The organism is Methylobacterium sp. AC315 (genome assembly GCF_979253755.1).
The window spans coordinates 1-26,455 of the sequence record NZ_CEEDEA010000002.1; the positions used below are offsets into that span (position 1 = coordinate 1).

28 protein-coding genes are annotated in these 26,455 nt (G+C 69.9%); 9 read left to right on the forward strand and 19 right to left on the reverse strand.

What is annotated here, in order from left to right; all coding sequences use genetic code 11:
* Nucleotides 1-593 precede the first annotated feature (593 nt).
* From AC0IY0_RS02770 to ettA, 3 genes are all read left to right on the forward strand, one after another.
* Nucleotides 594-1,484 carry a DNA/RNA non-specific endonuclease gene (locus AC0IY0_RS02770; protein WP_471763027.1) on the forward strand — a complete coding sequence of 297 codons (891 nt, stop codon included), beginning with the start codon at nt 594-596 and terminating at the stop codon, nt 1,482-1,484.
* Between the two features lie 8 nt (nt 1,485-1,492).
* A complete protein-coding gene (locus tag AC0IY0_RS02775) occupies nt 1,493-1,786 on the forward strand; it encodes a hypothetical protein (RefSeq protein ID WP_471763029.1) in 294 nt (97 codons plus the stop codon).
* A gap of 175 nt (nt 1,787-1,961) precedes the next feature.
* On the forward strand, nt 1,962-3,614 hold the full coding sequence (gene ettA, locus AC0IY0_RS02780; RefSeq protein WP_147910035.1) for an energy-dependent translational throttle protein EttA: 1,653 nt from the start codon (nt 1,962-1,964) through the stop codon (nt 3,612-3,614).
* A 608-nt stretch (nt 3,615-4,222) separates the two neighbouring features.
* Here the strand turns inward: ettA and AC0IY0_RS02785 are convergent.
* Complete coding sequence (locus tag AC0IY0_RS02785; RefSeq protein WP_147910034.1) at nt 4,223-5,170, reverse strand: NAD-dependent epimerase/dehydratase family protein; 948 nt, start codon at nt 5,168-5,170, stop codon at nt 4,223-4,225.
* A gap of 329 nt (nt 5,171-5,499) precedes the next feature.
* On the opposite strand from AC0IY0_RS02785, the gene AC0IY0_RS02790 reads away from it, so the two are divergent.
* Complete coding sequence (locus tag AC0IY0_RS02790; protein ID WP_471763030.1) at nt 5,500-6,687, forward strand: OpgC family protein; 1,188 nt, start codon at nt 5,500-5,502, stop codon at nt 6,685-6,687.
* Here the strand turns inward: AC0IY0_RS02790 and AC0IY0_RS02795 are convergent.
* Nucleotides 6,668-6,826: a hypothetical protein gene (locus tag AC0IY0_RS02795; protein ID WP_187278133.1), complete on the reverse strand. Its 159-nt coding sequence runs from the start codon at nt 6,824-6,826 to the stop codon at nt 6,668-6,670. The genes AC0IY0_RS02790 and AC0IY0_RS02795 overlap by 20 nt on opposite strands.
* A 105-nt stretch (nt 6,827-6,931) precedes the next feature.
* Here AC0IY0_RS02795 and AC0IY0_RS02800 point away from each other — a divergent pair, with 105 nt between their 5' ends.
* Entirely contained in the window at nt 6,932-7,105 is a 174-nt protein-coding gene (locus tag AC0IY0_RS02800; protein WP_187193536.1) for a DUF2256 domain-containing protein, read from the forward strand.
* A 3-nt stretch (nt 7,106-7,108) separates the two neighbouring features.
* Here AC0IY0_RS02800 and AC0IY0_RS02805 read toward each other — a convergent pair whose 3' ends face one another.
* The 5 genes from AC0IY0_RS02805 to yddG all read right to left on the reverse strand — a co-directional run bounded on the left by AC0IY0_RS02805 (nt 7,109) and on the right by yddG (nt 10,782).
* Complete coding sequence (locus tag AC0IY0_RS02805) at nt 7,109-7,702, reverse strand: nucleotidyltransferase family protein (protein WP_471763218.1); 594 nt, start codon at nt 7,700-7,702, stop codon at nt 7,109-7,111.
* Complete coding sequence (locus AC0IY0_RS02810) at nt 7,695-8,720, reverse strand: molybdopterin-binding protein (RefSeq protein WP_471763031.1); 1,026 nt, start codon at nt 8,718-8,720, stop codon at nt 7,695-7,697. The genes AC0IY0_RS02805 and AC0IY0_RS02810 overlap by 8 nt, the downstream gene beginning before the upstream one ends.
* The gene (locus AC0IY0_RS02815; RefSeq protein ID WP_471763032.1) at nt 8,717-9,418 is read right to left on the reverse strand and encodes an XdhC family protein; all 702 of its coding nucleotides are present in this window, start codon (nt 9,416-9,418) and stop codon (nt 8,717-8,719) included. Before AC0IY0_RS02815 ends, AC0IY0_RS02810 begins: the two co-directional genes overlap by 4 nt.
* Nucleotides 9,418-9,741 carry an XdhC family protein gene (locus tag AC0IY0_RS02820; protein WP_147938896.1) on the reverse strand — a complete coding sequence of 108 codons (324 nt, stop codon included), beginning with the start codon at nt 9,739-9,741 and terminating at the stop codon, nt 9,418-9,420. The genes AC0IY0_RS02815 and AC0IY0_RS02820 overlap by 1 nt, the downstream gene beginning before the upstream one ends.
* Nucleotides 9,742-9,867: 126 nt before the next feature.
* The gene (yddG, locus tag AC0IY0_RS02825; protein WP_471763033.1) at nt 9,868-10,782 is read right to left on the reverse strand and encodes an aromatic amino acid exporter YddG; all 915 of its coding nucleotides are present in this window, start codon (nt 10,780-10,782) and stop codon (nt 9,868-9,870) included.
* 98 nt (nt 10,783-10,880) lie between these two features.
* Here yddG and AC0IY0_RS02830 point away from each other — a divergent pair, with 98 nt between their 5' ends.
* On the forward strand, nt 10,881-12,107 hold the full coding sequence (locus tag AC0IY0_RS02830) for a glycerophosphodiester phosphodiesterase family protein (RefSeq protein WP_147938897.1): 1,227 nt from the start codon (nt 10,881-10,883) through the stop codon (nt 12,105-12,107).
* A gap of 306 nt (nt 12,108-12,413) precedes the next feature.
* On the opposite strand, the gene AC0IY0_RS02835 is transcribed toward AC0IY0_RS02830, so the two are convergent.
* The 4 genes from AC0IY0_RS02835 to AC0IY0_RS02850 all read right to left on the reverse strand — a co-directional run bounded on the left by AC0IY0_RS02835 (nt 12,414) and on the right by AC0IY0_RS02850 (nt 15,781).
* Nucleotides 12,414-12,689: a hypothetical protein gene (locus tag AC0IY0_RS02835; RefSeq protein ID WP_471763034.1), complete on the reverse strand. Its 276-nt coding sequence runs from the start codon at nt 12,687-12,689 to the stop codon at nt 12,414-12,416.
* Nucleotides 12,690-12,710: 21 nt separating this feature from the next.
* The gene (locus tag AC0IY0_RS02840) at nt 12,711-13,160 is read right to left on the reverse strand and encodes a hypothetical protein (RefSeq protein ID WP_147898180.1); all 450 of its coding nucleotides are present in this window, start codon (nt 13,158-13,160) and stop codon (nt 12,711-12,713) included.
* Between the two features lie 591 nt (nt 13,161-13,751).
* Nucleotides 13,752-14,480, reverse strand: a complete 729-nt coding sequence (gene phbB / locus AC0IY0_RS02845) for an acetoacetyl-CoA reductase (protein ID WP_147910027.1) — start codon at nt 14,478-14,480, stop codon at nt 13,752-13,754.
* A 116-nt stretch (nt 14,481-14,596) separates the two neighbouring features.
* Nucleotides 14,597-15,781: an acetyl-CoA C-acetyltransferase gene (locus AC0IY0_RS02850; protein WP_147854948.1), complete on the reverse strand. Its 1,185-nt coding sequence runs from the start codon at nt 15,779-15,781 to the stop codon at nt 14,597-14,599.
* 329 nt (nt 15,782-16,110) lie between these two features.
* Here AC0IY0_RS02850 and phaR point away from each other — a divergent pair, with 329 nt between their 5' ends.
* The gene (phaR, locus tag AC0IY0_RS02855) at nt 16,111-16,725 is read left to right on the forward strand and encodes a polyhydroxyalkanoate synthesis repressor PhaR (RefSeq protein WP_147938899.1); all 615 of its coding nucleotides are present in this window, start codon (nt 16,111-16,113) and stop codon (nt 16,723-16,725) included.
* Between the two features lie 673 nt (nt 16,726-17,398).
* On the opposite strand, the gene rpmF is transcribed toward phaR, so the two are convergent.
* Complete coding sequence (rpmF, locus tag AC0IY0_RS02860; protein WP_147910024.1) at nt 17,399-17,587, reverse strand: 50S ribosomal protein L32; 189 nt, start codon at nt 17,585-17,587, stop codon at nt 17,399-17,401.
* 226 nt (nt 17,588-17,813) lie between these two features.
* On the opposite strand from rpmF, the gene AC0IY0_RS02865 reads away from it, so the two are divergent.
* On the forward strand, nt 17,814-18,173 hold the full coding sequence (locus tag AC0IY0_RS02865) for a ComEA family DNA-binding protein (RefSeq protein ID WP_147910023.1): 360 nt from the start codon (nt 17,814-17,816) through the stop codon (nt 18,171-18,173).
* Nucleotides 18,174-18,177: 4 nt separating this feature from the next.
* Here AC0IY0_RS02865 and AC0IY0_RS02870 read toward each other — a convergent pair whose 3' ends face one another.
* The 3 genes from AC0IY0_RS02870 to AC0IY0_RS02880 all read right to left on the reverse strand — a co-directional run bounded on the left by AC0IY0_RS02870 (nt 18,178) and on the right by AC0IY0_RS02880 (nt 19,645).
* Nucleotides 18,178-18,861, reverse strand: coding sequence for a hypothetical protein (locus tag AC0IY0_RS02870; protein WP_471763035.1), 684 nt, complete (start codon nt 18,859-18,861; stop codon nt 18,178-18,180).
* Nucleotides 18,858-19,190: a hypothetical protein gene (locus AC0IY0_RS02875; protein WP_147909726.1), complete on the reverse strand. Its 333-nt coding sequence runs from the start codon at nt 19,188-19,190 to the stop codon at nt 18,858-18,860. Before AC0IY0_RS02875 ends, AC0IY0_RS02870 begins: the two co-directional genes overlap by 4 nt.
* Nucleotides 19,191-19,309: 119 nt before the next feature.
* The gene (locus AC0IY0_RS02880) at nt 19,310-19,645 is read right to left on the reverse strand and encodes a four-helix bundle copper-binding protein (protein WP_471763036.1); all 336 of its coding nucleotides are present in this window, start codon (nt 19,643-19,645) and stop codon (nt 19,310-19,312) included.
* Between the two features lie 146 nt (nt 19,646-19,791).
* On the opposite strand from AC0IY0_RS02880, the gene AC0IY0_RS02885 reads away from it, so the two are divergent.
* Entirely contained in the window at nt 19,792-22,668 is a 2,877-nt protein-coding gene (locus AC0IY0_RS02885; RefSeq protein WP_471763037.1) for a phosphoenolpyruvate carboxylase, read from the forward strand.
* Nucleotides 22,669-22,789: 121 nt separating this feature from the next.
* Here the strand turns inward: AC0IY0_RS02885 and AC0IY0_RS02890 are convergent, their stop codons facing one another.
* The 4 genes from AC0IY0_RS02890 to AC0IY0_RS02905 form a co-directional block, all read right to left on the reverse strand.
* On the reverse strand, nt 22,790-23,650 hold the full coding sequence (locus tag AC0IY0_RS02890) for a flagellar motor protein MotB (protein ID WP_147909723.1): 861 nt from the start codon (nt 23,648-23,650) through the stop codon (nt 22,790-22,792).
* 22 nt (nt 23,651-23,672) lie between these two features.
* Nucleotides 23,673-24,536: a flagellar motor stator protein MotA gene (gene motA, locus AC0IY0_RS02895; RefSeq protein WP_147909722.1), complete on the reverse strand. Its 864-nt coding sequence runs from the start codon at nt 24,534-24,536 to the stop codon at nt 23,673-23,675.
* 460 nt (nt 24,537-24,996) lie between these two features.
* Nucleotides 24,997-25,443 carry an NfeD family protein gene (locus AC0IY0_RS02900; protein ID WP_419829201.1) on the reverse strand — a complete coding sequence of 149 codons (447 nt, stop codon included), beginning with the start codon at nt 25,441-25,443 and terminating at the stop codon, nt 24,997-24,999.
* Nucleotides 25,440-26,429 (reverse strand): SPFH domain-containing protein, encoded by a 990-nt coding sequence (locus tag AC0IY0_RS02905; RefSeq protein ID WP_147909720.1) that lies wholly within the window; start codon nt 26,427-26,429, stop codon nt 25,440-25,442. Before AC0IY0_RS02905 ends, AC0IY0_RS02900 begins: the two co-directional genes overlap by 4 nt.
* Nucleotides 26,430-26,455 lie beyond the last annotated feature (26 nt).

A 26,455-nucleotide genomic window follows, 5' to 3' on the forward strand; every position in this document is an offset into this window, starting at 1 on the left:
CGCACCGCGTCCGCCACCGCCTGCAACTCGGATTCGGGAAGCTGCCGGAGCGCCGCAGGCTCCGGGATACGGTCGAGCAACGCCGCGTGGTCAGAGGATATCGCCAAGGGAAGCATCCGCTCGTTCGAGTGTGGTAACGGCCCCGTCACGCGGGCTTCCGAAAAAGGGGTCTCGCCGTCACGACGCCAGCACCCGGTGGGCACGCGTTCATGCTAGAACCGACCCGACCGTCGCTGTCATGATAGTGCCACGTACGAACGATCGGCGGCGCGATCAATGTCCGACCGGCGTTTTTTCCAGTCACGTGCCCTTACCGCCACATGAGGTCCGCTCTTGAGCCCGGCTCGTCTGTGCATCATTCTGCTCATGCTGGCGATTACCCCCGCCGGCCAAGCTTTTGCCGGCCAAGCTTACGCCAGTCCTCGACCGCCGGACGGCAACCTCGATTTCCCGTGCAACTTCCTGGGCGCCTGCCCGCCGCGGGTCCAGCCCGGCGGTCCGGACCGCGACGCCCGGCCCTTCACGGGGAGCCTCGGCCGCCCCTGCGCGTGGCGCGACCGTCCGACCCCGGAGGGTCCCCGGCGGGTGCGGGTATGCTGGTAGCGCTGCCCCGGGGGGGGTGTGCCGCCGCGCTGGCCGTCCTCGCCCTGTCGGCGCCGGCCCGATCCCAGGAGACCTGCCCGGCCCTGTTCGCCGGCGGGCTCGCGCCGGTCCTGACGAACGCAAAGCTCGCCGCCCGCACGGTGCCACTCTGCTTCGAGGCCTTCGCAGTCCTGCATTCGGGGGTGACGCGCACGCCGCTCTATTCCGCCGAGCACCTCACCCGGGCCAGCGTCGCCGACGCCCGCGCGGTCGCCCGCGACGACGCGTTCCACGAGGAGGCGCGGCTGCCGGATGCCGAGCGCGCATCGCTGGAGGATTACGTCCGCAGCGGCTTCGACCGCGGCCACCTCGCCCCGGCGGGCGACATGCCCACCGTGACCGCCCAGGCCGAATCGTTCAGCCTGGCCAACATCGTGCCACAGGACCGGGCGCTCAACCGCGGGCTCTGGGCCGACATCGAGGAGGGCACCCGGCGGCTGGCGAGCCGGCGCGGGGCGCTCTTCGTCGTCACCGGGGTGATCTTCTCCGGGGCCGCGGTCCAGCAGATCAAGGGCGGGGTGCTGGTGCCCACCCAGCTGTTCAAGGCGCTCTACGACCCGGCCAGCGGCGAGGCCGGCGCCTATCTCGCCCGCAACGACGCCGCCCGGGACTGGCGCGCCGTCTCGATCGACGACCTCACCCGCGAGGCCGGGATCGATGTGTTCCCGGCCCTGCCGCCCGCCGCCCGAGCCAGCGCGATGACCCTGCCGGACCCCCGTGCCGGGGCGCGCTCGGAGGGGCACCGCCCCCGGCCCGAGCAGGGCTGGCAGGACTGGCTCGGCCACGAGCTTCACCGCGCCGCGCGCAAGGTCCTGCGCGACCTGCTGCGATCGATCTTCTGAGAGGGACCATGCCAGAGGACAAGCCGAGCCGCCGGAAACCCAAGGCGGGTGCCTTCGAGCCCTTCGCCGACGACGCGTCGGTCCGCACCATCGGCGCCCTGAGCTTCGAGAACGGGACCGACCGAATCGCCCTTCACGGCGCCCTCGACCTCACCAGGGACAAGGCCGGCCTGGCGCAGGCGCGCCTGCTCCAGGCCACCCTCGACGCCATCGTGAAGGCCTTGGAGGCCGGCGACCTGCCGGACGTGGTGGCCGAGGCGCCGGACGCGGTGCCAAAATCCGTGGCCAATCCCTTCGCCTGAGCCGCGGTCGGCCCGCCCGGCGTCCTTGCCGGTACCGGGCGGGCCTGATACTCGGTCGGCGACATTCTTATATCGTGGGGAACGCGCGTACAGGACGGGTCCAAGGCCCCGGACCTGACCCGTGCCGCTGGCACGCACCGCGCAGCCCCGAACAACGCGCCGAGGACGATCCGCGATGGCTCGCGAATTCATCTACCACATGCGGGGACTCACGAAGTCCTACCTGGGCGGCAAGAAAGTCCTGGAGGACGTCAACCTGTCGTTCTACCCGGACGCCAAGATCGGCGTGCTCGGCATCAACGGCTCGGGCAAGTCGACCCTGCTCAAGATCATGGCCGGCATCGACACGGAGTGGACCGGCGAGGGCTTTGTCGCCCAGGGCGCCCGGGTCGGCTACCTGCCGCAGGAGCCGCAGCTCGACCCGAACAAGTCGGTCCGCCAGAACATCATGGAGGGCGTGGCCGAGAAGCAGGCGCTGCTCGACCGCTACAACGAACTCGCCATGAACTATTCCGAGGAGACCGCCGACGAGATGACGGCGCTCCAGGACAAGATCGAGGCGGCCAACCTCTGGGAGCTGGATTCCAAGGTCGATCAGGCCATGGAGGCCCTGGGTTGCCCGAGCGACGAGCAGCCGGTCGCGACCCTGTCGGGCGGCGAGCGCCGTCGCGTGGCCCTGTGCAAGCTGCTGCTGTGGGAGCCGGAGCTGCTCCTGCTCGACGAGCCGACCAACCACCTCGACGCCGAGACCGTGAACTGGCTCGAAGGCCACCTGAAGACCTATCCGGGCGCGATCCTGATCGTGACCCACGATCGCTACTTCCTCGACAACGTCACCAGCTGGATCCTCGAGCTCGATCGCGGCCGGGGCTACCCGTACGAGGGCAACTACTCGGCCTGGCTGGTGCAGAAGCAGAAGCGCCTCCAGCAGGAGGGCCGCGAGGACATGGCCCGCCAGCGCTCGATCACGCGCGAGCAGGAGTGGATCGCCGCCTCGCCCAAAGCCCGGCAGTCGAAGTCGAAGGCCCGCATCACCCGCTACGAGGAGCTGGTCGCCAAGCAGAACAACAAGGTCGACGCCGCCGCGCAGATCGTCATCCCGATCGACGAGCGGCTGGGCAACAACGTCATCGAGTTCGAGCACCTCAACAAGGCGTTCGGCGACCGCCTGCTGATCGAAGACCTGTCGTTCAAGTTGCCGCCCGGCGGCATCGTCGGGGTGATCGGGCCGAACGGCGCCGGCAAGACCACCCTGTTCAAGATGATCACCGGCCAGGAGACGCCGGACGGCGGCAAGATCGCGGTCGGCGAGACGGTGAAGCTCGGCTACGTCGATCAGTCGCGCGACGCCCTCGATCCGAGCGCCACGGTCTGGCAGGAAGTTTCGGGCGGCAACGACATCATCTATTTCAACAAGCGCGAGATCAATTCCCGCGCCTATTGCGCGGCCTTCGCGTTCAAGGGCGGCGACCAGCAGAAGAAGGTCGGCACCCTCTCGGGCGGAGAGCGCAACCGCGTCCACCTCGCCCGGACCCTGAAGGGCGGCGCCAACGTGCTGCTGCTCGACGAGCCGACCAACGACCTCGACATGGAGACCCTGCGCGCCCTAGAGGATGCGCTGGAGGATTATGCCGGCTGCGCGGTGATCATCAGCCACGATCGCTGGTTCCTGAACCGCATCGCCACGCACATCCTCGCCTTCGAAGGCGACAGCCACGTGGAATGGTTCGAGGGCAACTTCTCCGACTACGAGACCGACAAGATGCGCCGGCTCGGGGCTGATTCGCTGATGCCGAAGAAGATCAAGTACAAGAAGTTTTCGCGATAGGTTCCGGTCCCGGCCTTCGGGCCGGAACCATTTGGGCCGATCCCAGGCCCTCGTCCCGATAGGCAGGGCCGCGACCGGGCTCTTCGCTCGCGACCGGCGCTGCGGCGGGTCTTGGAAGATTGGTGCCGGTTCGCGGTTGAGGGGAATGCTGTGTTTCTCCTCCCCCCCGGGACTACGGGTTACACGGGCTGGACGATCCATCTTCCGAAGGTTGATCCCCCCTACGCGACGACCGAGGCGGTCGTTCCGGGGCGCCGCAGGCGAGCCCGGAACCCAGAGCCGCTTTCGGCGCAAGAGCTTGACACATCGGCGTCTCTGGTTCCCGGGCTCCGCTTCGCGGCCCCGGGATGACGGCGCTTGGCCGCATCGATCCAGTCGCGGCTTGACGTCCAAAACCGAGCTGTCCGCCCGTTGAAAAGATGATGAGTCCCACCTGCGCAACCCGTCGCCGAATGGGATGAGCGCGCGTCGCGCCTTTCGATGACCGATGCGTGAACCCTGTAGCCCGTGCGGCAGAAGTTTGATCTGGCGACCCTCTCGAGAAGCGTCGCGTCGTCTTCCGCGTGCGCCGGATCAGGCGGCTCGCCCTCTCACGCCGAGAGGCCCCCTCATCCCAGGCGCCCCCGCGCCGCATCCAGCATCGCCTGAAGGCTCTGTGCCAGGGGGATCGCGGGCTGCCAGCCCGTGGCCGCCGTGAAGGCCGAGGGATCGCAGCCCTGGCTGCGGGCGCACGTCGGCCGGGTCCGGTCGGGCGCGACCTGCACGGTGAACGCCGCCTCGCTCAGGTCGCGGAACAGGTCGAGGATCGCCGAGACCGGCGTGACGATCCCGGTGCCGACGTTGAAGGTGCCGCCGTCGGGCAGGTCGTCGGCCCGGTCCAGGGCGCGCAGGCAGGCCGAGGTCACGTCCGACACGTCGAGGAAGTCGCGCGCCGCGGCGAGGTCCCCGGCCTCCAGGATCGGGGGGGCGAGGCCGCGCTCGATCCGCGCGATCTGTCCCGCGAAGGAGGCGGCCACGAAGGTCTCGCTCTGGCCGGGGCCGATGTAGTTCGAGGGCCGCAGCACGAGGTGCCGCACGCCGGCATTGGCCAGCACGTCGCGCAGAATGTACTCGCAGGCGCTCTTGGTGCGGCCCGAGATCGTGTCGGGCCGGGGCGTCACGGATTCGTCCGGCCGGGGCCGGTCGCGGAACGCCTCCCCGTACACCACCGTCGAGCTCAGGAAGATCAGGGTCGCCCGGGTCCGCGCCACGGCTTCGGCGAGATTGAGGCTGCCCAGCAGGTCCGCCCGCCAGGCATAGGCCGGCGTCTCGCTCGACCGGGCGACCGACGCCAGGGCGGCCAGGTGGAACACGAAGGTCGGCTCGAACGCCGCCACCGCCGCCGCGAGCCTGTCGGCATCGAACGGGTCGACATCCAGGCCGGCGACGCCGTCGAGGGGCGGAAGCGGGCGACGGTCAATGCCCAGGATGTGGCTGCCTGGGGGAAGCCCCTGCCGCAACGCCTCGAGCAGGCGGCGGCCGAGGAAATCGCCGGCTCCGGTGACGAGGACGCGCATGAACCCTGCCCTTCCCCGGCACCCACCGGGATCGATCCGGCGCCTCTATAACAGCGATCGTCGGCGATGTGCGCGGGCGCGATGCGACGCCAATCCGGATCAGCCCGGCTTCAGCGTTGCCGATGTCGGGCAGCCACGCGCCGCATCACCTCGAAAAACGGCGCCCAGCGCGCGGTCCCGATCGGCCGGAGGCCGAACGCCGGGCGGTCCGGAACAAAGGCGCGTGATCGGCGCGATCCGTCGCGGCATTGGTGTTTGGGTCAGTTATATTGCATTGCGGTGCACGTCCCGCGCCGACCCTGGCGAAAGAGCGTCCCGGTGATGGCTGCGTGAAGAGCCTCGACGACCTTGAGCGAGCGCCCATCAGCGGCATGGCACCCGCGTCGGACCCGGCGCTGGTGCCCGGGCCAGCTCCGAAGAAGCCCGTCCGGGACGCCCGGGTCGACGTGCTGCGCGGCTTCGCGCTCCTGACGATCTTCATCGACCACATCCCGCGCAACGCGCCGGCGCTCTATACCTTGCACAATTTCGGCTTCTCGGATGCGGCCGAGATCTTCGTACTGCTGGCGGGCTACGCGTCGATGGTGGCCTATGGCGGCCTGTTCGGCCGGGCCGGGACGTGGCCGACCCTGGCGCGCATCGCCCGGCGCTGCCTGCGGATCTACCTGTTCCAGGCCGGACTGCTGCTCGCCACGCTGATCATCGTCCGCATCTGGATGGATCTCACCGGGCTGACGCCACGCTTCGGCGTCGCGCCGCTGCTGCAGATGGGGCTGCTGCCCGGCCTCCTGCGCGGCCTCGTCCTCAACGCGCTGCCGAACTACCTCGACATCCTGCCGCTCTACATCCTGCTGCTGGCCCTGTTCCCGGCCATCTATTTCGGGTTGCAACGCGGGGTCTGGGGGGTGCTGGCGCTCTCGGGGACGCTATGGCTGGCCGCCAACGTCGATTCCCACCTGAACCTGCCAAACGCCGCCGCGGTGGACGACGGCTGGTACTTCAACCCGTTCGCCTGGCAGTTCCTGTTCGTGATCGGAGCCGTCCTGGCGATGGCGGTCCGGGCCGGGAACGGCTTGCTCCCCTGGCGCAACTGGGCGGCCGCCCTCGCCTTCGCCTACCTGGCGTTCGGGCTGCTGCAGGGCGGCTCCTGGACGGACTGGGGCCTGCCGGATCTCCGGGTGCTGCCGATCGGCCCGCCGGACAAGGGCCATGTCGCGCCGCTGCGCCTGCTGCACATCCTCGCGCTGACCTACCTGATCTTCAGCGCCCCGGCCGTCCGGCGCCTCTCCGGTTGGCACCGGCTGCGGCTGATCGATGCCTGCGGCCGACATTCCCTGGAGATCTTCGCCGCCGGCTGCCTGGCGGCCCTGATCGGGCGGATCCTCTACCGCACCTTCGACACGGCGTGGCCACTCCAGTTGGCGGTCAACCTCACCGGACTGGCGGTGATGCTCGGGCTCGCCAAGGTGCTGGACACCCGGGCAAGCCCGCGTCGCATCACACGCTCAGGGCGCTGAGCGCGCGCAACCCGCTGGCTTGGTCATCGTAGCGGTGGGCGTCGCCGATCATCGCGCCGTTGGCATCGGTGATGTACCAGCCGCTCAGGGGCCGATCCGTCGAGCGATCGTGGAAGTCGATATAGGTGACTTTCAGCATGGCGCGCTCCCACCTCGTTCAACGTGTTCGATGTCGTGAAGACGGAACGGACCGGGCCCAGCCCTGTTCCGCCCCGGATCATGCACGGTAACAGGGGTCGGAACGATGCCGCGGATGCGCCGCAAGGGCGACCTCCCGGAGAAGGTGTGCGCCCAATGCGGCCGCCCCTTCGCCTGGCGCAAGAAGTGGGAACGGGTCTGGGACGAGGTGCGCTACTGCTCCGACCGCTGCCGGAGCGACGCCAAGGCCGGACGCGCCCCGAGCGCGACCGGGCGCTGAGCGTCAGGCGTCCTCGGCGGCCCGCAGCGCGGCCGGGGTGTCGATATCGAGCGCGGTCCCCGCATCGCCCGGGATCTCCAGGATGTCGGAGCGGTCCCGGAGCAGCGGTCCGGCGCCACGGTCGCCGGTGAGCTGGCCGATGTCGGCGGTCAGACGGCGCAGATTGAGCAGCACCGGGTTTCCGCGAAGGCTGTCCAGAACAGGGACGACGGCCGCCACAGAACGCGAAGACTCTTCGAAGGCTGCGGCCAATCGGTCGATGTGATCCGCGAAGATCCGCGGCATATCGCCGAGCACGATGACGGCTGCTTCGCAGTTGCGCGGGAGCGCCGCCACGCCCGCACGCAGCGACGTCGCCAGCCCGGCGTGGAAATCCGGGTTCTCGACCAGCACCACATCGAGCCCGGAGAGCGCCCTCCGCACGGCGTCGGCATGGGCGCCGAGTACCACCACCACCGGGCGCGGACCGGCCGCCAGGGCGGCCTCGGCCGCGTGGCGGACCAGCGGGCGGCCGTCGAGCAGCGCCAACATCTTGGGCTCCGGGCCGAACCGGGTTCCAAGGCCCGCCGCCAGCAGGACGGTGCCGATCTCAGACATCGGCATCAGCCGGCTCGCCGCCGGCCCGAGGCTGAGGCCGCGAGACGATCTCCATCAGCAGGCCGCCCACCCCCAGGGCGACGATGTCGGCCCGCGTCACGGGCAGGTCCGCCAGCAGCCGGTGCAAAATCCAGTCGAAGCCGTTCTCCTTGGGCGAGCGGGCACAGCCCGGCGCCCCGACTACCGGCACGCCAGCCCGGCTGCCGACCAGGAGCAGGTTCCCAGGATCGACCGGCATGCCCAGATGCTCCACCACTCCCCCCGCCGCCGCGATACCGGCCGGGATCACGTCGCGCCGGTCGGCGATGGCCGAGGCTCCGAACACGACCACCAGATCCGCGCTCGCGCCGTCGATCGCCTCGATCAGCGCCCCCGCCACGGCCCCGGCCGTGTGCGCCACGCGATTCTCGAAGACGATCGCGGCGCCGGCCGGTGCGAGGCGCTCGGCCAGGACGCGGAGCGTCCGATCGATGGTGGTCTCCTTGAGGCTCGGCAGGCGGGTCGAGACCACGCCCACACGCCGGCGGCGGTAGGGTGCCACCGCCAGCGCTCCGCCGGTCTCGGCCGCGCAGGCCCGCGCGAGGACCGCACCCGGTACGGCGTACGGAATGATCTTCACGGTGGCGACCATCTCGCCCTCGACCACCGGCTTGAACGGCGGCAAGGTCGCCACCGTCACCGCCTCGTCGACGGCGTTGACCGCGTCGATCCAGGCCGGCGCCAGGGTCAGGACCCCAGCGGTTTCGGCGAACAGGTTGCAACGGCCGGTGAAGGGGGCCTCCGCGCGCAGGTTCGGCCCGCGCAGATGCGCGGCGAGCCGGGCTGCGGCCGCGTCCTCGCCGACGTCATCGGGTTCGAGGGCGGCAGCGACGATCTCCGAGAGGCCCGCCCGGGCCAAGCTGGCAGCCGCCTCCTCGAGGATCACCGCGCCCTTGCGCAGGGTGACGCCGTCGCGCCGCACGGTATGGGCGCTGATCAAGCCGGCAGCCTCGGTGACCGGCACGGGGCCGAACCTCACGCGGCCTCCGGACGCGGGACCTGGCGGAGCGTCGCGACGACCTCGGCCAGGACCGCCAGCGCAATCTCAGCCGGGCTCACCGCCCCAATGGCAAGCCCGATCGGCGCCCGAATCTGGCCGATCTGCTCGGATGAGAAACCGGCCTCCGCGAGCCGTGCGGCGCGGGCTGCATGAGTCTTACGTGAACCCAGCGCCCCGACATAGAAGCACCCGGCGGACAGGGCCGCCTTCAGAGCCGGATCGTCGATCTTGGGATCGTGGGTCAGCGCCGCGAGCGCGCAGTAGCGATCGAGGGGTGCCACGCGGCCCCCAAGGGCGGCATCGGGCCACTCGGCCACGAGGTCGACACCCGGAAAGCGCTCCGCGCTCGCGAAGGCGGTACGCGGGTCGATCACGGTGAGGGCGAGGTCGAGGCCGGCGGCCATGGGCGCCATCGCTTGCGAGATGTGGACGGCGCCGATCACCACGAGACGAACCGGAGGCACCTGCACGGTCAAGAAAACCTGCCGGCCGTCGATCTCGACCAAGCCGCTCTTGCCCGAGGCCATATGCCGGCGCAGACCCTCCGCCGACGGATCAGCGGCTATTTCGTCCTCGCGAACGAGGCGCTGCGTCCCGTCGGCCAGATCGGTGACCAGGATCGCGGCCCGGCGCGCGGCGCGCTCGGCGTTGAGGCTGTCCAGAATCTCGGTGCGCATTAGTCGACCCGCTCGACGAACACCCGGATCCGGCCACCGCAGGACAGCCCGGCCCGCCATGCGGTCTCGTCAGCGACGCCGAATTCGAGGATGCGCGGCGTTCCGGCCTCGATCACCTCGATCGCCTCGGTAATTACGGATCCCTCGACGCAGCCGCCCGAGACGGAGCCAAGGAAACTGCCGTCTCCATCGACCACGAGGTGGCTCCCGACGGGTCGCGGCGCCGAGCCCCAGGTCTCGATCACGGTGGCGAGTGCCACGGCGCGCCCGTCCCGCCGCCAGGATGCGGCGGCGGCGAGGATGTCTGTATCGGTGCTGAGCATGGCCCTCGAGACCTTCGGCCGGCGGGTGCCCCCCGCCACCAACAGGTATGGCCCGGGCGGCGCCGTGCAAGGCGCCGCGCCGCCCAGGATCGTGACGGCTCCATCAGCGGCCACCAAGCGTGGAGATCAGACCGCCCTCGGGGCAGCCCGGGATGCCCGCACCGCCGTCAGCGCGCCGGCTACGATCAGCAGGCAGGCCAGCGCCAGGGCCGGGCCCGGGCTGGCGTAACCGGTCGCCACGAGGATCAGTGTCGACAGCACCGGCGCCGCGTAGGCCGTAACGCCGAGCAGGCGGACGTCGCCCCGCTTGCAGCCGATGTCCCAGAGATAGAAGGCGGCCCCCACCGGCCCGATCCCGAGAAGCAGCACCGCCCCCCATTGCGTCGCGTCCGCCGGCCAGACCGTGGTCTCGAAGGCGAGATGACAGGCCAGGCTCAGCGCCGCCGTGACGAGGCAGAAGCCCGCGACCGCGTCGGTCGGCACCTGGCCGACCCGGGCCGACAGCACCGAGTAGCCGGCCCACACGAAGGCCGCCGCCAGGGAGGCGGTGTAGCCGGGCAGCGCGCCCGCGGCGAAATCGAGGTTGCCCCGTCCGAGGAACAGGGCGGCGACGCCGGCCAGACCGAGCACCGCCCCGGCGAGATGTCCGGCGCGCAAGCCGCCAGAGCCCGGCAGCCGAGCGGAGAACAGGACAATCAGCAGCGGCCAGAGGTAGTTGATGAGCCCGGCCTCGGCCGGCGGCGCCAAGCGCAGGGCGCTGAAATAGAGGGCGTGATAGCCGAACAGCCCGCCGACTCCGAGCAGCCAGACCGGCCAGGGCTGGAGCAGAGCGCGGGCCCTGGCGGGACGACGGATCCAGGCGGCGCAGCCGCACAGGCCGCCGATCCAGAAGGTCATGGCGGCGAGCTGGAACGGCGGCACCCTCCCGGAGGCCGCGGTAAACAAGGCGAGCAGCGACCACAGCAGGATCGCCCCGAAGCCCGCGAGGGTGGCGGTGGAGCGCGATATGTCGCGGGTCGCGGATGACGCTGTTCGGCTCATGGATCGCAGCTACCATGCGAAATCGTGAGTTGGCGAGACGGGGTCACGGCTCTGTCACCGTCCGGTCTTACGGGCAGCAGGAACCGGGAGAACTGTCGATGCGCACGATCCTAGCCGTCCTCGGGCTGCTGCTGGCGGGTGGGTCGGCATACGCCGGCGAGGGGGTGCAGCTCGGGCCGCGTCCATTCTACCTCGTCGACCAACTGAAGCCCGGGCCGCTCAAGGATCACCTGGCCGGTTGCGGCGTCGACCGGCCCTACACGCCGCGAACCTTCTCGATCTCGCACCGGGGGGCGCCCCTGATGTTCCCGGAGCATACCCGCGAGGGGCTGCTTGCGGCCTACCGGATGGGGGCCGGGATCATCGAGTGCGACGTCGCCTTCACCAAGGACCGCCAGCTGGTCTGTCGGCACAGCCAGTGCGACCTGCACACGACCACGGACATCCTGGCCCGGCCGAACCTTGCGGCGAAGTGCACGAAGGGTTTCGAACCGGCCGACGCGGCCACGGGCCGCAAGGCCTCGGCCAAGTGCTGCACCAGCGACCTGACCCTCGACGAGTTCAAGTCGCTCAACGGCAAGATGGACGCGGCCGACCCGGAGGCGACAACGCTGGCCGGCTACATGAATGCCACGCCGCGCTGGCGCACCGACCTCTACGCCACCACCGGCACGCTGATGTCCCACAAGGAGTACATCGCCCTGGTGAAGGGGATGGGGCGCAAGTTCACGCCGGAGCTGAAGGCGCCCCAGGTCGCGATGCCGTTCGAGGGCAACTACACCCAGGACCAATACGCCCAGCAGCTGATCGACGAGTACAAGCAAGCCGGAATACCGGCCTCCGATGTCTATCCGCAGAGCTTCCAGCTGCGGGACATCCTGTATTGGCTGGAAAAGGATCCGGATTTCGGCCGCCAGGCGATCTTCCTCGACGACCGGGACGAGACCACCAAGGGCTTCGACCCGGAGAAGCCTGAGACCTGGAAGCCCGGCATGGCCGAACTCTCCGCCAAGGGCGTGAAAATCCTGGCGCCGCCCCTGTGGATGCTGGTGCGTCCCGGGCCTGAGGGCGCTATCGAGCCCTCGACCTATGCAAGGGAGGCCAAGAAGGCCGGTCTCGGCCTGATCGCTTGGTCGCTGGAGCGGTCGGGCCCGCTCAAGGAGGGCGGCGGCTACTACTACCAGTCGGTAAAACCTGTGGTGACCGGCGATGGCGACATCCTGCGGTTGCTGGACGTGCTGCACGGGCAGGTTGGCGTGCTCGGGGTGTTCTCGGACTGGCCGGCGACCACGACGTTCTACGCCAATTGCGTCGGCGCGCCTTGACCGGTCCGGAGCGCGGGTCCGTCGGGAACGGGGCTAAGCCCTTGATTCGACGCGCTTGCTGACGCCGGACCGGTATCCGCTTCGGCGGCGAGCACCGCCGCTCAATCGGCCCAGAGGGCGACCAGGGAGAACAGGCCGGCCATCAGAACGTTGACCAGGAGGAGGCTGGCGAGGATCAGGGCGAGCGTCATGGCGGTCTCGGGAGCGTCGATTCAGCGAAGCTAAGGGGGGCGTGACCGGCCAGACTTCGGAGAAGTGAGCCGGCCGTTCCGGCTTCCCTTCGCGTAGCCCGCGAAGGGAAGCCGGTCAGGGGTGTGCCAGCAGCAAAACCATGTCGAACAGCTCGCCGAACTTCACCGGCTGCCAACCGAGGCGGCGGGCGACCAGCGCGTAGCTCACGCTGAGCACGGACGCGCAGCCGAAAAGAGCCAGGATGAACAGCACGATGTCGCCGGTGATGAATCCGGTCGCGGTGCCGACCAGGGCGGTGGCGATGAAGATGATCCGGCCCGGCTTCTGCGGGCCGCGGGTGGTGACGTCGGGCAGGGTGGTGACATCGGGCGAGGTGGTGACATCGGACATGGGAGTCTCTCCGGATCGGGATCAGCGGGCGCGGCAGTTCGGGCCGAACCAGGTCATGGTCCGGCGGTCCATGCCGCCGTCCGAGGCGGCGCCGCAGACGGGAAAGCGCGGGTCGCCGCTGCGCTGCAGGCTGATCTGCTTGTAGAGATCCTGCTGCGCCTCCCGCCGGCGGGTCTGCGCGGCGAACTGGGACTGCCAGTACAGGTCCCGGTTGGCCTGGGTCAGCGCGCGCTGCTGGTGCAGGTCCATCGTGCACTGGGCAAACGCATCGGTGCCGGGCTCGAAGCCGAATTCGTAGCACTGGCCCTGATCCATCGCGTGCCGTTCCTGCGGGGTGACGCAGGCGGCGAGGCCGAGGGCGCAGGCCGCGGCGAGACCGAGCTTGGCCAGCATCGCGACGCCGCGTGCATCGACCGTCCGGTCGGCGGCAAGAGTTTCACCGGCATCGCGCTTGGTGAATGGGGTGTTCATCGTATCGGGGCCTTCGTTCTTGCTGGCGCGAACAACCACGCCGGGCCGAAACGACACCTATCCGGGACAGCTCGAATTGTTCGTGTTCCGGAGCACCTGTGCGATTCCGCGCGTCCGACCCCGCAATGCACAGATCCACGCGCAGTCTGATGGGATCTACGGTGTGAAAAGAAATCCGTGAGGATCGCGTGGATTTCGTTCCGCCCACCGGCGCGCGTTTGACAAAGATCCTGCGAGGATCAGTTCAAACCGGTGTTTGTGCAGATCATACGTGCTGTGATCGCTCTGAAGTCCGAGCGTCTTACGAGCAGCCACCCGGTCATTCCGGGACCGCGAAGCGGAGCCCGGAATCCAGAAACTCAGGTCCATGACGACCTTGCACCGGCGGCGGCTCTGAGTTCCGGGCTCGCCTGCGGCGCCCCGGAATGACAAGGCGGCTTATCCTGCCGGCCGTGTGTCGCCGATCGAAGATGAGATCTGACCGGAAGCACGAACACAAAGAAACGCCGCGCGGCCCGGCAGGGCGGCGCGGCGTCGGAGATCGATGTGGCGGCCCGGCAGAGCCGGACACGCCCGTCGTATCGAAAAAAATCAGACGAAGTGCTGGCCGCCGTTCACGGTGAGCGTCGAGCCGTTGATGAAGCCGGCCTCGTCGCTCGCCAGGTATTCCACCGCGTGGGCGATCTCTTCCGACTTGCCGAGGCGGCCGGTCGGGATCGTCGCGATGATCTTGTTGCGGATCTCCTCCGGCACCGCCATCACCATGTCGGTGGCGATGTAGCCCGGCGCGATCACGTTGACGGTGATGCCCTTGGAGGCGCTTTCCTGGGCGAGCGCCTTGGCGAAGCCGATCACGCCGGCCTTGGCGGCCGAGTAGTTGGTCTGGCCGGCCTGGCCCTTCTGGCCGTTGATCGACGAGATGATGATGATCCGGCCGAAGCCCCGGCTGCGCATGCCCTCGATCACCGGCCGGGTGCAGGTGAACACCGAGTCCAGGTTGGTCTTGATGACCGCCTGCCACTTGGCGAAATCCATCTTGTGGAAGGCGCCGTCGCGGGTGATGCCGGCATTGTTGACCAGAACCTCGACCGGGCCGAGCTCGGCCTCGACCGCCGCGATGCCGGCCTGGCAGCTCTCGTAGTCGCCGACGTCGAACTTGAAGACCGGGATGCCGGTCTCGGCCTTGAAGGCCTGGGCCGCCTCATCGTTGCCGGCGTAATTGGCGGCGACCTTGTAGCCCTTGGCCTGCAGGCCCTTCGAGATCGCGGCACCGATACCGCGGGTACCGCCCGTCACGAGCGCGACGCGTCCTTGAGACATTGTTGTTTCCTCCTGTTCGCATCACGTGATGCCGCGTGCGGATGGCGTCCGCACGCGATTTTTTCTGAGTTAGGACTCAAGTCTATATTGGTGGACAGCCGGTCGTAACGAGCCGGTCACGGCCGCTCGAGGCACATGGCGACGCCCATGCCGCCGCCGATGCACAGGGTGGCGAGGCCCTTCTTGGCGTCGCGCCGCTTCATCTCGTGCAGCAGGGTGACGAGGACGCGGGCACCGGAGGCGCCGATCGGGTGACCGATGGCGATGGCGCCGCCGTTGACGTTCACCTTCGAATCGTCCCAGCCCATGTCCTTGTTCACCGCGAGCGCCTGAGCCGCGAAGGCCTCGTTGGCCTCGATCAGGTCGAGGTCGGAGGGCTTCCAGCCGGCCTTCTCCAGGGCCTTGCGGGAGGCCGGGATCGGGCCGGTGCCCATCACCTTGGGATCGACGCCCGCGGTCGCCCAGGACTTGATCTTGGCGAGCGGCGTCAGCCCGCGCCGCTCCGCCTCGGAGGCCGACATCAGCACCAGCGCGGCGGCGCCGTCGTTCAAGCCGGACGCGTTGGCGGCCGTCACCGTGCCCTCCTTGGCGAAGGCGGGCTTGAGCTTGGCCATCGCTTCCACGGTGGCGCCGTCACGGATGTACTCGTCGGTGTCGACGATCGTGTCGCCCTTCTTGCCGGGGATCGTCACCGGGACGATCTCGTCCTTGAACCGGCCCTCCTTGCGGGCGGCCTCAGCCTTGTTCTGCGAGCGGGTCGCGAACTGGTCCTGCTGCTCGCGGGTGAGCTGGAACGCCTGGGCGACGTTCTCGGCGGTCTGGCCCATGTGGTAGCCGTTGAAGGCGTCCCAGAGCCCGTCCTTGATCATCGTGTCGATGAGCTTGAGGTCGCCCATCTTCTGGCCGCCGCGCAGGTACTGGGCGTGGGGCGAGAGCGACATCGATTCCTGGCCACCGGCCACGATCACGGTGGCGTCGCCGTTGGCGATCTGCTGCATGCCGATGGCGACGGTGCGCAGGCCCGAGCCGCAGACCTGGTTGAGGCCCCAGGCGGTGGCCTTCTCGGGGATGCCGGCCTTGATCGCGGCCTGCCGGGCGGGGTTCTGGCCGGCGCCGGCCGTGAGCACCTGGCCGAAGATCACTTCGTCCACGTCGTCGGGGGAGACCTTGGCGCGCTCCAGGGCGGCCTTGATCGCGGTTGCGCCGAGCTCGTGGGCCGGGACAGCCCCGAAGGCGCCGCCGAACGAGCCGACCGCGGTGCGCGCGGCCCCGACGATGACGATCTCTTCGCTGCCTGCCATGTGAACGTTCTCCTCTTACAAGCCGGCGCGCCTTCCTCAGTTCGGGCGCGCTCTAAAAGCCGGTCCCGCGATGAAGGGCTTGAGGTCGGCGAAGTCAAGGATCGAGCTTCGAGGGTCAAAACGCCCCGATGACGCGCCTGCGAGACTGAAATGGCCTGTGCGAAGGCCCGCACCCGGCATTATTCTGCGTTGAAGAGGTGCAGTTTGCTGTTTTCTGCGCCTGTGGAAGGCTTTAAGGTCCGTGCTGCGGGCGCGAAGACGATCCCCGCCGGGACGCGTCGCGCGTGCCTGCGACGCCCTGAGTCCTGAGTTCAGAAAGGCCGTTCCCGATGGCGGATACCGTCAAGGCCACCCAGACCGTCATCAAGAAATACGCGAACCGGCGCCTGTATCACACCGGCACCTCGACCTACGTGACGTTGGAGGACCTCTCCACGATGGTCCAGAACGGCGAGGACTTCGTCGTCTACGATGCGCGCGCGGGCGACGACATCACCCGGTCGGTGCTGACGCAGATCATCTTCGAGCAGGAGAACAAGGCCGGCGCCGAGAACCTGCTGCCGGTGGCGTTCCTGCGCCAGCTGATCCGCTTCTACGGCGACAGCATGCGCACGATGGTGCCGAGCTTCCTGGAATTCTCGATGGCGAACTTCGCCAAGGACCAGGACGGCCTGCGCGAGAAATTCGCCCACAGCTTCGGCCCGGCCGCGTTCCAGAACGCGATCGAGCAGTCGGTGCGCACCAACATGAACTTCTTCGGCGACGCCATGAAGATGTTCACCGGTTTCACGCCGCCCGCCGGCGGGGCTCAGCCCCAGGCGCCGCAGGGGGCCGCGCAAGGTGCCCAGGGGGCCCAGGGGGCCTATGCCGGCGGCGAGCTCGACGACCTCAAGCGGCAGATGCTGGAGATGCAGCAGCGCCTCGAGGACCTGGCCAAGAAGTAATCTTGGCCGTGCCAAAACCAATCACTCCGGCCGGTCCTAAGCGTTTTTGACAAGTTGACGGACCATTAACGCCGGCCCCACGTTTGCAACATGCGCACGGTGACGTGCAGGGGATGTTGCGATGGCGCGGATCGGGACAGTAGGCCGGGCCGGTGCAAACTGGACGAGCAGGCCCGCGCAATCCGCGGGTGCTGCGGCCGGGGCGACGACGGACGCCGTCTCGCCGGCTCGGGCACTGGTGGTGGTCGATGGGGGACGGCGCGAGGCGCGCGCCACGATCCTGATGCCGGACCGATTCGGTAGCGGCAGTGCCTGTTCGGGGTTCGTGGCTCAGCTACTGATCGCCAGCGACCCGACCCTCCGGCCGTCGCGGCTGGAACGCACGAAGGCGGCCGCGGCCCGTTACGCAGAGACCGCTCGGCGGCTCGCGTAAGTTTCTGTTCTCGCCCGCGCCGTCATCGCGAGCGCAGCGAGGCGACCCGACGCTGCGCCACGTTCGAAGGACACCCGCTGGCCGAGGTCGCTTCCCTAAGCGCGCAGGGACCGGGCGCGGGCGGTGAGCCTGACGCCCATTCCAGCCCCCGCCCCGTACGGTGAGGCGCCCGCTTCGCGAGCGCATCCCGGAGACGAGGCTGTTGGTCGGACCGATGAAGGATCGGACCGGTCGAGACGCTTACGCCTCGACGGACTTCACCTTCAGCACCTGGCGGCCGCGGTACATGCCGGTCTTGAGGTCGATGTGGTGCGGACGGCGCAGCTCGCCCGAGTCCTTGTCCTCGACGTAGGTCGGCGCCTTGAGGGCGTCGGCCGAGCGGCGCATGCCGCGACGGGAGGGGGAGGTCTTTCGCTTCGGAACGGCCATGGCAGAAGTCCTTCGTGATGCCGCGGGCAAAGCGGCGCGCGAGCGGCTCCTCGATCGAGGATCGCCTCGCACACCGCGGGATACGGATGAGGGCGCGCTTATAGCGTCGGCGCCAGCCCGTGGCTAGGGGTGCGGCGACACAACCGTTAAGCCCGGGTTCAAGTCGCCGGGCCCAGATCTGGCGGACGGCGCCGCGCTGCGGGTCGTACCCCTCGGGAGATCCGCCATGGCTTCCTCCAAAACGACGTTTGCCGTCCTCGCCCTGCTCTCGAGCCTGATGGCGGCGCCAGCCCTCGCGCAGGCTCCGCAGACATCGAGCCCCGCGACGCCGACCGCCCCCGCCAGGCCGACCGCGCCGAGCGCGCCGGTCGCCGGGCCGCCGAACGCCGCCAAGGGCGCGCTGCTCGACCTCAACAGCGCCAGCGCCGCCGACCTCGACGCCCTCCCGGGCATCGGCGCCGCCCGCTCCGCCGCGATCATCAAGGGCCGGCCCTATCGCGGCAAGGACGACCTCGTCTCCAAGAAGATCATCCCGCAGAGCGTCTACGACGGGATCAAGGACAAGGTCATCGCCAAGCAGAAGTAATCGCTCACTCGGCGATCGCGCCCTGGGGCATGGAGAAGCCCGGGGGCGCCTTCTGGGTGGCCTCCTTCGGCGCCGCGCGCCGGACGGGGGCCTTCTTCCTGGCCTGGGGCTTCGGCGCGGCCTTGACGGCGGGGGGATCCTCGCAGGCACGGAACGCGAGCTGCGCCAGGGTCGAGCCCTCCTCGGCCACGATGGTGATCGGGTCCGCCAGGATCGGCAGGGACGGCTGCCAGCGGATCGGCCCGCCGAGCATCGCCTCGATGGTGGCCGGCGCCGTGCCGCGCCGCAGCGTGGCGAAATCGGGCCCGTACGCGGTGGCGACCTTGCCGGCGATCACGACCTGCAGGACCTCGTTCACCTCCGGGGTCAGCGGCCGGAGCGGGTTCGTGGTCCGCACCTGCCCGGCCCGGGTCACGACCATCTTGAACCCCTTGCCGCCCTCGTAGCGCGCCGCTCGGGCCCCGCAGGGCTGCTCGACCGGCGGGGCGGCGGCGGTGGGATCGGGTGCCGGCGCCGGCTCGGCCGGAGCGGGCGGCTTCGGCGCGGGTGCCGGAGCCTGGGCGGGTGCCGGAGCCTGGGCGGGGGTCGTCGCCTGCGGCGGCGGCGGGCCCGGCGCGGCATGGGGCGCCGACAGTCCGGCCGGCAGGAAGGCGAGCAGCAGACCGGCCGCCCCAGGATACAGCCTCATCGGTCCGCCTCCGGCTGATCGCGCCGCGGCGGCTCGATCCGGCCGGTCCTATCGAGGGCTCTGATCGGTTGCAATTCGATCGCTTCCAAATCGAGTACGCGTGGGTCGAGCAGGTGGGAGTCCGGAACGCGCGGGTCGAGATCCTGCGCCGCGCGGTCGATCGGGCTGATGCGCGGGCCGACCGAGCCGATCACCAGCTCCTCGTCCTCGACGTCGAGTTCGGAGCCCATGCGCAGGGGTTCGCGCCGGCCCCGGGCCGTCATGGCGGCGACCGCAAGTCCCGCGACGACGAAGGCCACTATAGCCAGGATGATCAGCAGGCGCTCCATCAGGCGGGAACCTCTAACCCGCCCGAAGGCCCGTCGTCACCCCGTACTCGGCGGAACAACGACCGCATGCGGGATCGGACCAGGGCGCGACGGGGCGTTCCCGCCCCGCCGGAGGACCCTCAGGCGGCCATGCGCCGGCAGGTCTCCGCGCAGGTCCGGCACGCCCGCACGCAATCGTCCATGTCGCCCACCGCCTCGCAGGAGGCCGCGCAGGCCGCGCAGATCTCGGCGCAGGCCCGGCACTGGTGGCGGTGCACCGCGCTGCCGATCACCATGAGGTGCGCGCAGGCCCGGCAGGTCTCGGCGCAGGAGAGCATCAGCCGGACATGCTCCGGCTCGACATGGGGGCCGCCGGCCTCGACGCACGGGTTCGTCATCATGCCGAGGCAGGTCTGATAGCATAGCAGGCAAGCCTCGATGCAGGCCTGCATGTCGGCGTTCGCGGTGTGGGCCATGCCGGTTCCTCACGCTGCCCCCCGGGGCTAATGCGCCCGGTCCGCGGCGGTTCGCCCACACGCCGGGGCGGACGGCCTGACGGAACGCTCCTTGCGTGTGGCGCTGGGCCGGGTAGACGCGAGCGAGCCGGAGTCGGGACCGATCCATGCAGCACGAGTCGAGTCGCGAGCCGGAGGAGCTGGAGAGGCATCTCCTGGGCCTGATCGAGAGCGCCCGGGAGCAGGCCCGGGAGGACCCGTTCCGCAACCCCGTCCTGGCCGTGACGCTCGCGATCACCCGCCGGTTCGACCGCAACGAGATCGCGGCCGACGACCTCGACGGCCTGTTCGAGCGGCTGCGCGCCCCGGCCCTGGCGGCCCGGGCGGAGCGGCTGCGGGGCTATGTCGGGCTCGAGGCCGGGCCGGCCGACGCGGATGCCGCGATCCCCGCGCGTCTGGTCGCCGCCGCCCCCGGCGGACCGGACGGCGTCTCGACCTTCGCGGCCTTCATCCACCGCATCGCCTTCGCGGTGGTGTTCACGGCGCATCCGACCTTCGGCATGCCGCGCGCCGTGGCGACGCTGCTGGCACAGGCCGCCAGCCTGCCCGACGCGGCCGCCCGCGCCGACCTGATTGCCCGCGCCGCCGCGCTCTCCACCCGGCCGGACGCGCCGATCACCCTCGACGTCGAGTTCGAGCAGGCCTGCGCGGCGGCCAACAACGGACGGCTCGCCCTGGACGCGTTCAACGGTGCCCTGCTGGACGCCGCCCGCACCCGCTGGCCCGAAAGCTGGACCGATCTGACCCCCCGCCCCTTCGCCATCGCCAGCTGGGTCGGCTGCGACACCGACGGGCGCACCGACATCGGCTGGTGGGACACCCTGCGCTACCGGCTGATCTCCAAGCGCATGCAGTTCGACCGGGTGATGCGCGACCTGCCCGACACCGCCGCCTGCCGGGAGGTCCGGGCGCTGGCCGCGGAGGCGCTCGCCGCGGTCAACCGCCAGCTCGCGGTCGCCCCCCGGCTCGGCGACAAGCCGTCGCTCGAAGCGGTGCACCGGTTCGCCCTCGCGCTGATCATCGAGCGCGAGCGCGCCCAGACCGATGCCGGCGCCCTGGTCGCCGGGCTCACCGCCGCACTCGAGGGCGCCGACGCCGCCGACAAGCGGGCGATCGCGATCCTGCGCTCGGGCGTGGCCACCCACGGCCTCTCGAACGCCCTGCCGCATTTCCGGCTGAACGCCAGCCAGATCCACAACGCCGTGCGCCGGGTGATCGACCTGGAGGGCGAGCCGACCGATTCCGCCCAGCGCCGCTCGCATCTGGCGACCATCCACAGCCTGCTCAACGACGTCCGCCCGGTGGCGGTGGATTTCGGCGCGCTGGCCGCCGAGCGGGCCTCGGCCGCCCGGTTGATGATGACCATCGCCCAGATCCTCAAGCACGTGGACGGCACCCACCCGGTGCGCTTCCTGATCGCCGAGACCGAGACCGGCTACACCCTGCTGGCCGCCCTGTGGCTGGCCCGCCATTACGGCATTGCCGACAAGCTCGAGATCACGCCCCTGTTCGAGACCGCGAGCGCCCTGGAGCAGGGCATCCGGGTGCTCGACGACGCCCTGCGCAACCCGCACTGGCGGCAGTACCTCAAGCGGATCGGCCGGCTGACGGTGCAGTTCGGCTACTCGGATTCCGGCCGCTATGTCGGCCAGCTCGCCGCCACCTTCTGGATCGAGCGGCTGCGCCTGCGCATCACCGAGATGCTGGTCCAGAACGGGCTGGCCGATGTCGAACTCACGATCTTCGACACCCACGGCGAATCGATCGGCCGGGGCGCCCACCCGACCTCTCTGCGCGACCGCCTGGCCTATCTCGCCCCCGAGGACGCCCGCGACCGCGCCCGCAAGGCCGGCCTCAAGGTGCGGCTCGAATCGAGCTTCCAGGGCACCGACGGCTACCTGCTCTACGGCACCGAGGCGCTGGCCCAGGCGAGCGTCGCCCGCATCGCCGAGCACGTCTACGCCCTCGACATCGCCGAGGACGACAGCTTCTCGGATTACGCGCTGAACGACACCGCGGCGGGGGGCGACGCCAAGGACGACCCGATCTACTCGGAGCCGGACTTCGCCCTCGAATTCTTCACCGCCGCCCGGCAGGACATGGAGGCCCTGGTCGACGATCCGGGCTACGCCGCCCTGCTCGGCACCTTCGGCCCGAGCCTGATCGACCGCACGGGCTCACGCCCGGTGGCACGCCAGACCGACAACGGCGGGCCCGCGCGCATCACCCATCCGACCCAGATGCGGGCGATCCCCAACAACGCGATCCTGCACCAGCTCGGTTTTCTGGCCAATTCCCTCCACGGGATCGGCCGGGCCGCCCAGCGCGGCCCCGACCTGTTCCGCGACATGCGGCGGGATTCGGTGCGCTTCTCGCGGGCATTCCGGCTGGTCCAGCACGCCGCCGCCTTGGGCGACCTCGACGTGCTGCGCGCCTATATCGACACCCTCGACCCGGCGGTCTGGCTGGAGCGGGCCCGGCGCACCCAGAAGGATTTCCGCCGGGAGGAGCTGGTTGTGATCGCCGGCGCCCTGGAGCGCCTTGACCTCGCATCGTCCCTGCGCGGCCTGTTCGGCCGCCTGACCCGCGACTGGCTGGCGCTCACCACCGCCGCCCCGGACCTGCCCGGCATGTCGGCCCGCCTGACCCTGCTGCACGCCCTGCGGCTGGCGCTGATCCACCGGATCTGGTTCCTGGCGGTGCACATCCCGGGCTTCCGCCCGCAGGCCGGCATCTCCCGCGAGCAACTGCTGGAACGCGTCCTGCGCCTCGACATCGACGGTTGCCTGACGCTGCTCGACGCGATCTTCCCGATCACCCCGGACCCGACGCTCGGCCTCAACTTCGGCGAGCCCGCCGGCCCCCGGGATGTCGGCACCTACGAGGCCGAGCACGCCAACCTGTTCCAGCCGATCCGCCGCCTGTTCGACCAGGTGCGGGAGATTTCGGGGATGATCCAGCACGAGGTCGGGGCGTTCGGGTAGAGCGCTCGCCGCCGAACTTCATGCCTGTTCGGCGGAAGCGCGCGCATCGCATCAAGCATTGGGAGCCGTCCCCGATCGCAACGCGATCCGGAACGGCCCCGGGCGGCCAGGCGCCGCGTCGTCAGCGGAACAGGTTCGCGGGCACCGGCGGGTTCGCGTGGAGCAGGGTGATCGTCACCCGCCGGTTCGGCGCGAGGTAGGGATTGTCGGGGTAAACCGGCTCGGTGTCGGCGCGTCCCACCACGGAGGTGAAGTTGTCGTTGGGAACCCCGGACCCCGCCAGGATCTCGCGCACCGCGAGCGCGCGCCCGGCGGTGAGATTCCAGGGCTCGATGACCCGCGCCGAGCCCGGGCGCGTGGCGGACGTGTGGCCGGTGACGGACAGGCGGTTGGGCAGCTGACGCAGGGCGGGCGCGAGCGTCTCCAGGACGCGACGGGTGCGCTCGTGGGGCTCGACGGAGCCCTCGCGGAACATGGAGCGGCCGTCCTGGTCCACGAGGGACACGTTCACGCCCTCCTTGGTCGGCTCGATCACGATATTCTTCGACAGCTCGGCGATGTCGGGCAACGTCTGGAGCGCCTGCCGGAGGCTGGCGATGGCGCTGTAATCGGCTTGCACGCTGGCGGCCTGGCGGCTGGCATCGAGATCGCTGGCGCGGCCCGGAGTGGTCGCGCGCGTCGTATCCTCCCGCTCGACCGAGCCCCTCGCTGCGTCGCGGGGCGTGGACGCCTTGTTGCCGGACGTGTCGAGGGCGGTGCCGTACAGCATTCCGCCCGCGCCACTGGTCGCGGGGCTCGACGCCGAAGGCGCGAAGTATTCCGCCAACCCGTTCTTCTGCTCCTGGGTCGTCATGCTGATCAGCCACATCAGCAGGAAGAACGCCATCATGGCGGTCACGAAGTCCGCATAGGCGATCTTCCAGGCCCCGCCATGGTGCGCATGACCGGCCTTCTTGACCTTCTTGATGATGATCGTGGTCATCGGGTCCCTGCTGGCGGTTGGGTCAGATCTGAGCGGGCAGAGCGGCGGTTGCCGCTTCCACTTCGTTGAAGGTCGGGCGGACGTCGCTCATCAGAGACTTGCGGGCGAATTCCACCGCCATCACCGGGGGCTGGCCGCCGATATGGGCGAGCAGACCCGCCTTGAGGGACAGGTAGTATTTGGACTCCGCCTCGAAGAGGCTCTTGAGCGACTGCGCCATGGGCCCGAAGAAGCCATAGGCGACGAAGACGCCGAAGAAGGTGCCGACCAGCGCCCCGCCGATCAGATGGCCCAGCACCTCCGGCGGCTCCTTGATCGCCCCCATCGTCTTGATGACGCCCAGCACGGCGGCGACGATGCCGAGCGCCGGGGTCCCGTCGGCGAGCGCCTGCATGGCCGAGACGACACGCTCCTGCTCCTGGTGGTGCGTCTGCAGTTCCTCATCCATCAGCGCGTCGATCTCATAGACGTTGTTGGCGCCCAGCGTCACCATCCGCATGTAGTCGCAGACGAACTCGACAGCGTGATGGTTCGCGGCAAAGGTCGGGAAGGCGTTGAACAGCGTCGACTCGCCCGGATCCTCGATGTGCGGCTCGAGCGCCATCGCGCCCTTCGACTTCGCAAGCTTGAACAACGAGTACTGCATCCCCAGCAGCTCAACATAGCTCTTCTGCGTGTATTTCGGCCCCTTCACGAGCGTACCCAGCATGGCGGGCACGGCCTTGAGCACCGGCCCGGTATTGCCGATGACGAAGGCGCCGATCGCGGCACCGAGAATGATGACGAATTCGAACGGCTGCCACAGGACGAGCAGGTGGCCACCCATCGCCGCGTAGCTGCCGAAGACGCAGGCAAAGACGATCAATGTGCCGACGATCAGCCGCATAGTTTGCCATCCTTGCGTGGCGACAGGTACAAGCCACGCGACGCCATTAATCATTGGCCAATCACTGATTAAGGTTAACAGCGCGTTTAGAGCCGCGACCGAAGGACTGGCGGATGTTTGGTGTGCGCGTTCGGTGGAGCGGGTTTGACCTGATCTGACCGGCGCGGCCGTGTCGCAGCGCGATCACGTCGGCTTTCACGCGTGGTCAGGCATGGCGGCCGACCCTGCCGCTCCGTCCCTGGAGCCGGCCCACGCTCCGCAACGCGTGCCCGCAAGCCGAGGCGGGACGTGCGCGGCGCCGTCCGGAGCCGGAACGTCCTGGCCGCACCAATCGTCCGGGTGCTCTCCCGGGACCTGCGCCATGCGTCGGGCGGCCGCGATAGCGATGCGATGCGCCCGGAGCGCGGGACGGCGTTCGCTTCCGCCACCCGCAAACGCGGGGTACTGCCCTACGCGTCCCTCAAGCCGCCTCGACCCGCAGCACCGTCCCGGACAGCCCGGCCACCCGTACCCGTGCGCCCGCCGGTAGATCCGGTCCCTCGATCCGCCACAGCGTGTCGTCGAAGCGGATGCGGCCGGCGCCCTGGAGGATCGGCTCGGCGAGCACGCCCTCGCGGCCGATCAGGCCGCGGTCGGCGCGGTTGAGGGCGTCGCCGGGGCCCGTGCGGCGGTGCAGGCGCGTGGCGAGGCCGACCAGAAGGACGGCCGTGGCCGCGAACAGCAGGGTCTGGCCCTGCCAAGGCATCGGGATCAGCGCCGTGGCGAGGCCGGTCGCCACGGCGGCGAGGCCGAACCAGATCAGGAATACCCCCGGCGCCACGATCTCGGCGCCCGCTAGGACGAGGCCGCCGATCACCCAGCTCCAGGCCGGCCCGAGGGCTGCCAGGATCCCGAAGCCGTCGGTCATGGGGTTCCGGCCCGCGGGGCCGACACGTTGGGCGGCGAGCCGGCGCGCCGGGGCGGGGCAGCAGCCTCGCCGAAGACCGCGCGGGTGAGCTCGCCGATGCCGCCCAACGTGCCCGCGAGCGCCGCCGCCTCGATCGGCACCACGACCACGCGCTGGTTCGGCGCGGTGGCCAGCGCCCGCACCGCGTCCACGTATTTCTCCGCCACCAGAAAGTTCGCCGCCGCGATGTCGCCCTCGGCGATCGCCCGGCTGAGCATCCCGGTCGCCGCCGCCTCGGCCTCGGCGGAGCGCTCGCGCGCCTCGGCGTCGCGGAACGCGGCCTCGCGGCGGCCTTCCGCCTCCAGGATCGCCGATTGCTTGCGCCCCTCGGCCCGCAGGATCTCGGCGGCGCGCTGCCCCTCCGCCTCCAGGATCGAGGCGCGCTTCTCGCGCTCGGCCTTCATCTGCCGGGCCATGGCGCCGGCGAGGTCGGCCGGCGGCACGATGTCCTTGATCTCGATGCGGTTGATCTTGACGCCCCAGGGCGCGGCCGCCGCGTCCAGCACCCGCAGCAGGCGCTCGTTGATCTCGTCCCGGTGGGCGAGCAACTGGTCGAGATCCATCGAGCCGACCACGGTGCGGATGTTGGTCATGGTCAGGGTGGTCATGGCGAGGTCGAGGTTCGAGACCTCGTAGGAGGCCCGGGCCGCGTCGAGCACCTGGTAGAACACCACCGCGTCGATCGTGACGCCGGCATTGTCGCGGGTGAAGGCCTGCTGGCTCGGGACGTCGACCACCTGCTCCATCACGTTCACCCGCCGGCCGACGCGCTCGACGAACGGGATGATCAGGCCGAGGCCGGATTCCAGGGTGCGGCTGTAGCGGCCGAACCGCTCGACCGTGAAGACGTGGCCCTGCGGGATCATCTTCACGCCGGCCGCCAGCGTGACCACCGCCAGCGCCGCCGCGCCGAGCGCGAACGTGCTCAGACCGATCGTGAGATCCATCGCCGCCAGGCCCCCGTCCCCTTGCC

Bases quoted from the DNA above. Each gene is read 5' to 3' on its own strand.
- AC0IY0_RS02770 (WP_471763027.1), top strand. From the start codon at position 594: ATGCTGGTAGCGCTGCCCCGGGGGGGGTGTGCCGCCGCGCTGGCCGTC.
- AC0IY0_RS02775 (WP_471763029.1), top strand. From the start codon at position 1,493: ATGCCAGAGGACAAGCCGAGCCGCCGGAAACCCAAGGCGGGTGCCTTC.
- ettA (WP_147910035.1), top strand. From the start codon at position 1,962: ATGGCTCGCGAATTCATCTACCACATGCGGGGACTCACGAAGTCCTAC.
- AC0IY0_RS02785 (WP_147910034.1), bottom strand. From the start codon at position 5,170: ATGCGCGTCCTCGTCACCGGAGCCGGCGATTTCCTCGGCCGCCGCCTG.
- AC0IY0_RS02795 (WP_187278133.1), bottom strand. From the start codon at position 6,826: ATGCTGAAAGTCACCTATATCGACTTCCACGATCGCTCGACGGATCGG.
- AC0IY0_RS02800 (WP_187193536.1), top strand. From the start codon at position 6,932: ATGCCGCGGATGCGCCGCAAGGGCGACCTCCCGGAGAAGGTGTGCGCC.
- AC0IY0_RS02805 (WP_471763218.1), bottom strand. From the start codon at position 7,702: ATGTCTGAGATCGGCACCGTCCTGCTGGCGGCGGGCCTTGGAACCCGG.
- AC0IY0_RS02815 (WP_471763032.1), bottom strand. From the start codon at position 9,418: ATGCGCACCGAGATTCTGGACAGCCTCAACGCCGAGCGCGCCGCGCGC.
- AC0IY0_RS02820 (WP_147938896.1), bottom strand. From the start codon at position 9,741: ATGCTCAGCACCGATACAGACATCCTCGCCGCCGCCGCATCCTGGCGG.
- yddG (WP_471763033.1), bottom strand. From the start codon at position 10,782: ATGAGCCGAACAGCGTCATCCGCGACCCGCGACATATCGCGCTCCACC.
- AC0IY0_RS02830 (WP_147938897.1), top strand. From the start codon at position 10,881: ATGCGCACGATCCTAGCCGTCCTCGGGCTGCTGCTGGCGGGTGGGTCG.
- AC0IY0_RS02835 (WP_471763034.1), bottom strand. From the start codon at position 12,689: ATGTCCGATGTCACCACCTCGCCCGATGTCACCACCCTGCCCGACGTC.
- AC0IY0_RS02840 (WP_147898180.1), bottom strand. From the start codon at position 13,160: ATGAACACCCCATTCACCAAGCGCGATGCCGGTGAAACTCTTGCCGCC.
- phbB (WP_147910027.1), bottom strand. From the start codon at position 14,480: ATGTCTCAAGGACGCGTCGCGCTCGTGACGGGCGGTACCCGCGGTATC.
- AC0IY0_RS02850 (WP_147854948.1), bottom strand. From the start codon at position 15,781: ATGGCAGGCAGCGAAGAGATCGTCATCGTCGGGGCCGCGCGCACCGCG.
- phaR (WP_147938899.1), top strand. From the start codon at position 16,111: ATGGCGGATACCGTCAAGGCCACCCAGACCGTCATCAAGAAATACGCG.
- rpmF (WP_147910024.1), bottom strand. From the start codon at position 17,587: ATGGCCGTTCCGAAGCGAAAGACCTCCCCCTCCCGTCGCGGCATGCGC.
- AC0IY0_RS02865 (WP_147910023.1), top strand. From the start codon at position 17,814: ATGGCTTCCTCCAAAACGACGTTTGCCGTCCTCGCCCTGCTCTCGAGC.
- AC0IY0_RS02870 (WP_471763035.1), bottom strand. From the start codon at position 18,861: ATGAGGCTGTATCCTGGGGCGGCCGGTCTGCTGCTCGCCTTCCTGCCG.
- AC0IY0_RS02875 (WP_147909726.1), bottom strand. From the start codon at position 19,190: ATGGAGCGCCTGCTGATCATCCTGGCTATAGTGGCCTTCGTCGTCGCG.
- AC0IY0_RS02880 (WP_471763036.1), bottom strand. From the start codon at position 19,645: ATGGCCCACACCGCGAACGCCGACATGCAGGCCTGCATCGAGGCTTGC.
- AC0IY0_RS02885 (WP_471763037.1), top strand. From the start codon at position 19,792: ATGCAGCACGAGTCGAGTCGCGAGCCGGAGGAGCTGGAGAGGCATCTC.
- AC0IY0_RS02890 (WP_147909723.1), bottom strand. From the start codon at position 23,650: ATGACCACGATCATCATCAAGAAGGTCAAGAAGGCCGGTCATGCGCAC.
- motA (WP_147909722.1), bottom strand. From the start codon at position 24,536: ATGCGGCTGATCGTCGGCACATTGATCGTCTTTGCCTGCGTCTTCGGC.
- AC0IY0_RS02900 (WP_419829201.1), bottom strand. From the start codon at position 25,443: ATGACCGACGGCTTCGGGATCCTGGCAGCCCTCGGGCCGGCCTGGAGC.
- AC0IY0_RS02905 (WP_147909720.1), bottom strand. From the start codon at position 26,429: ATGGATCTCACGATCGGTCTGAGCACGTTCGCGCTCGGCGCGGCGGCG.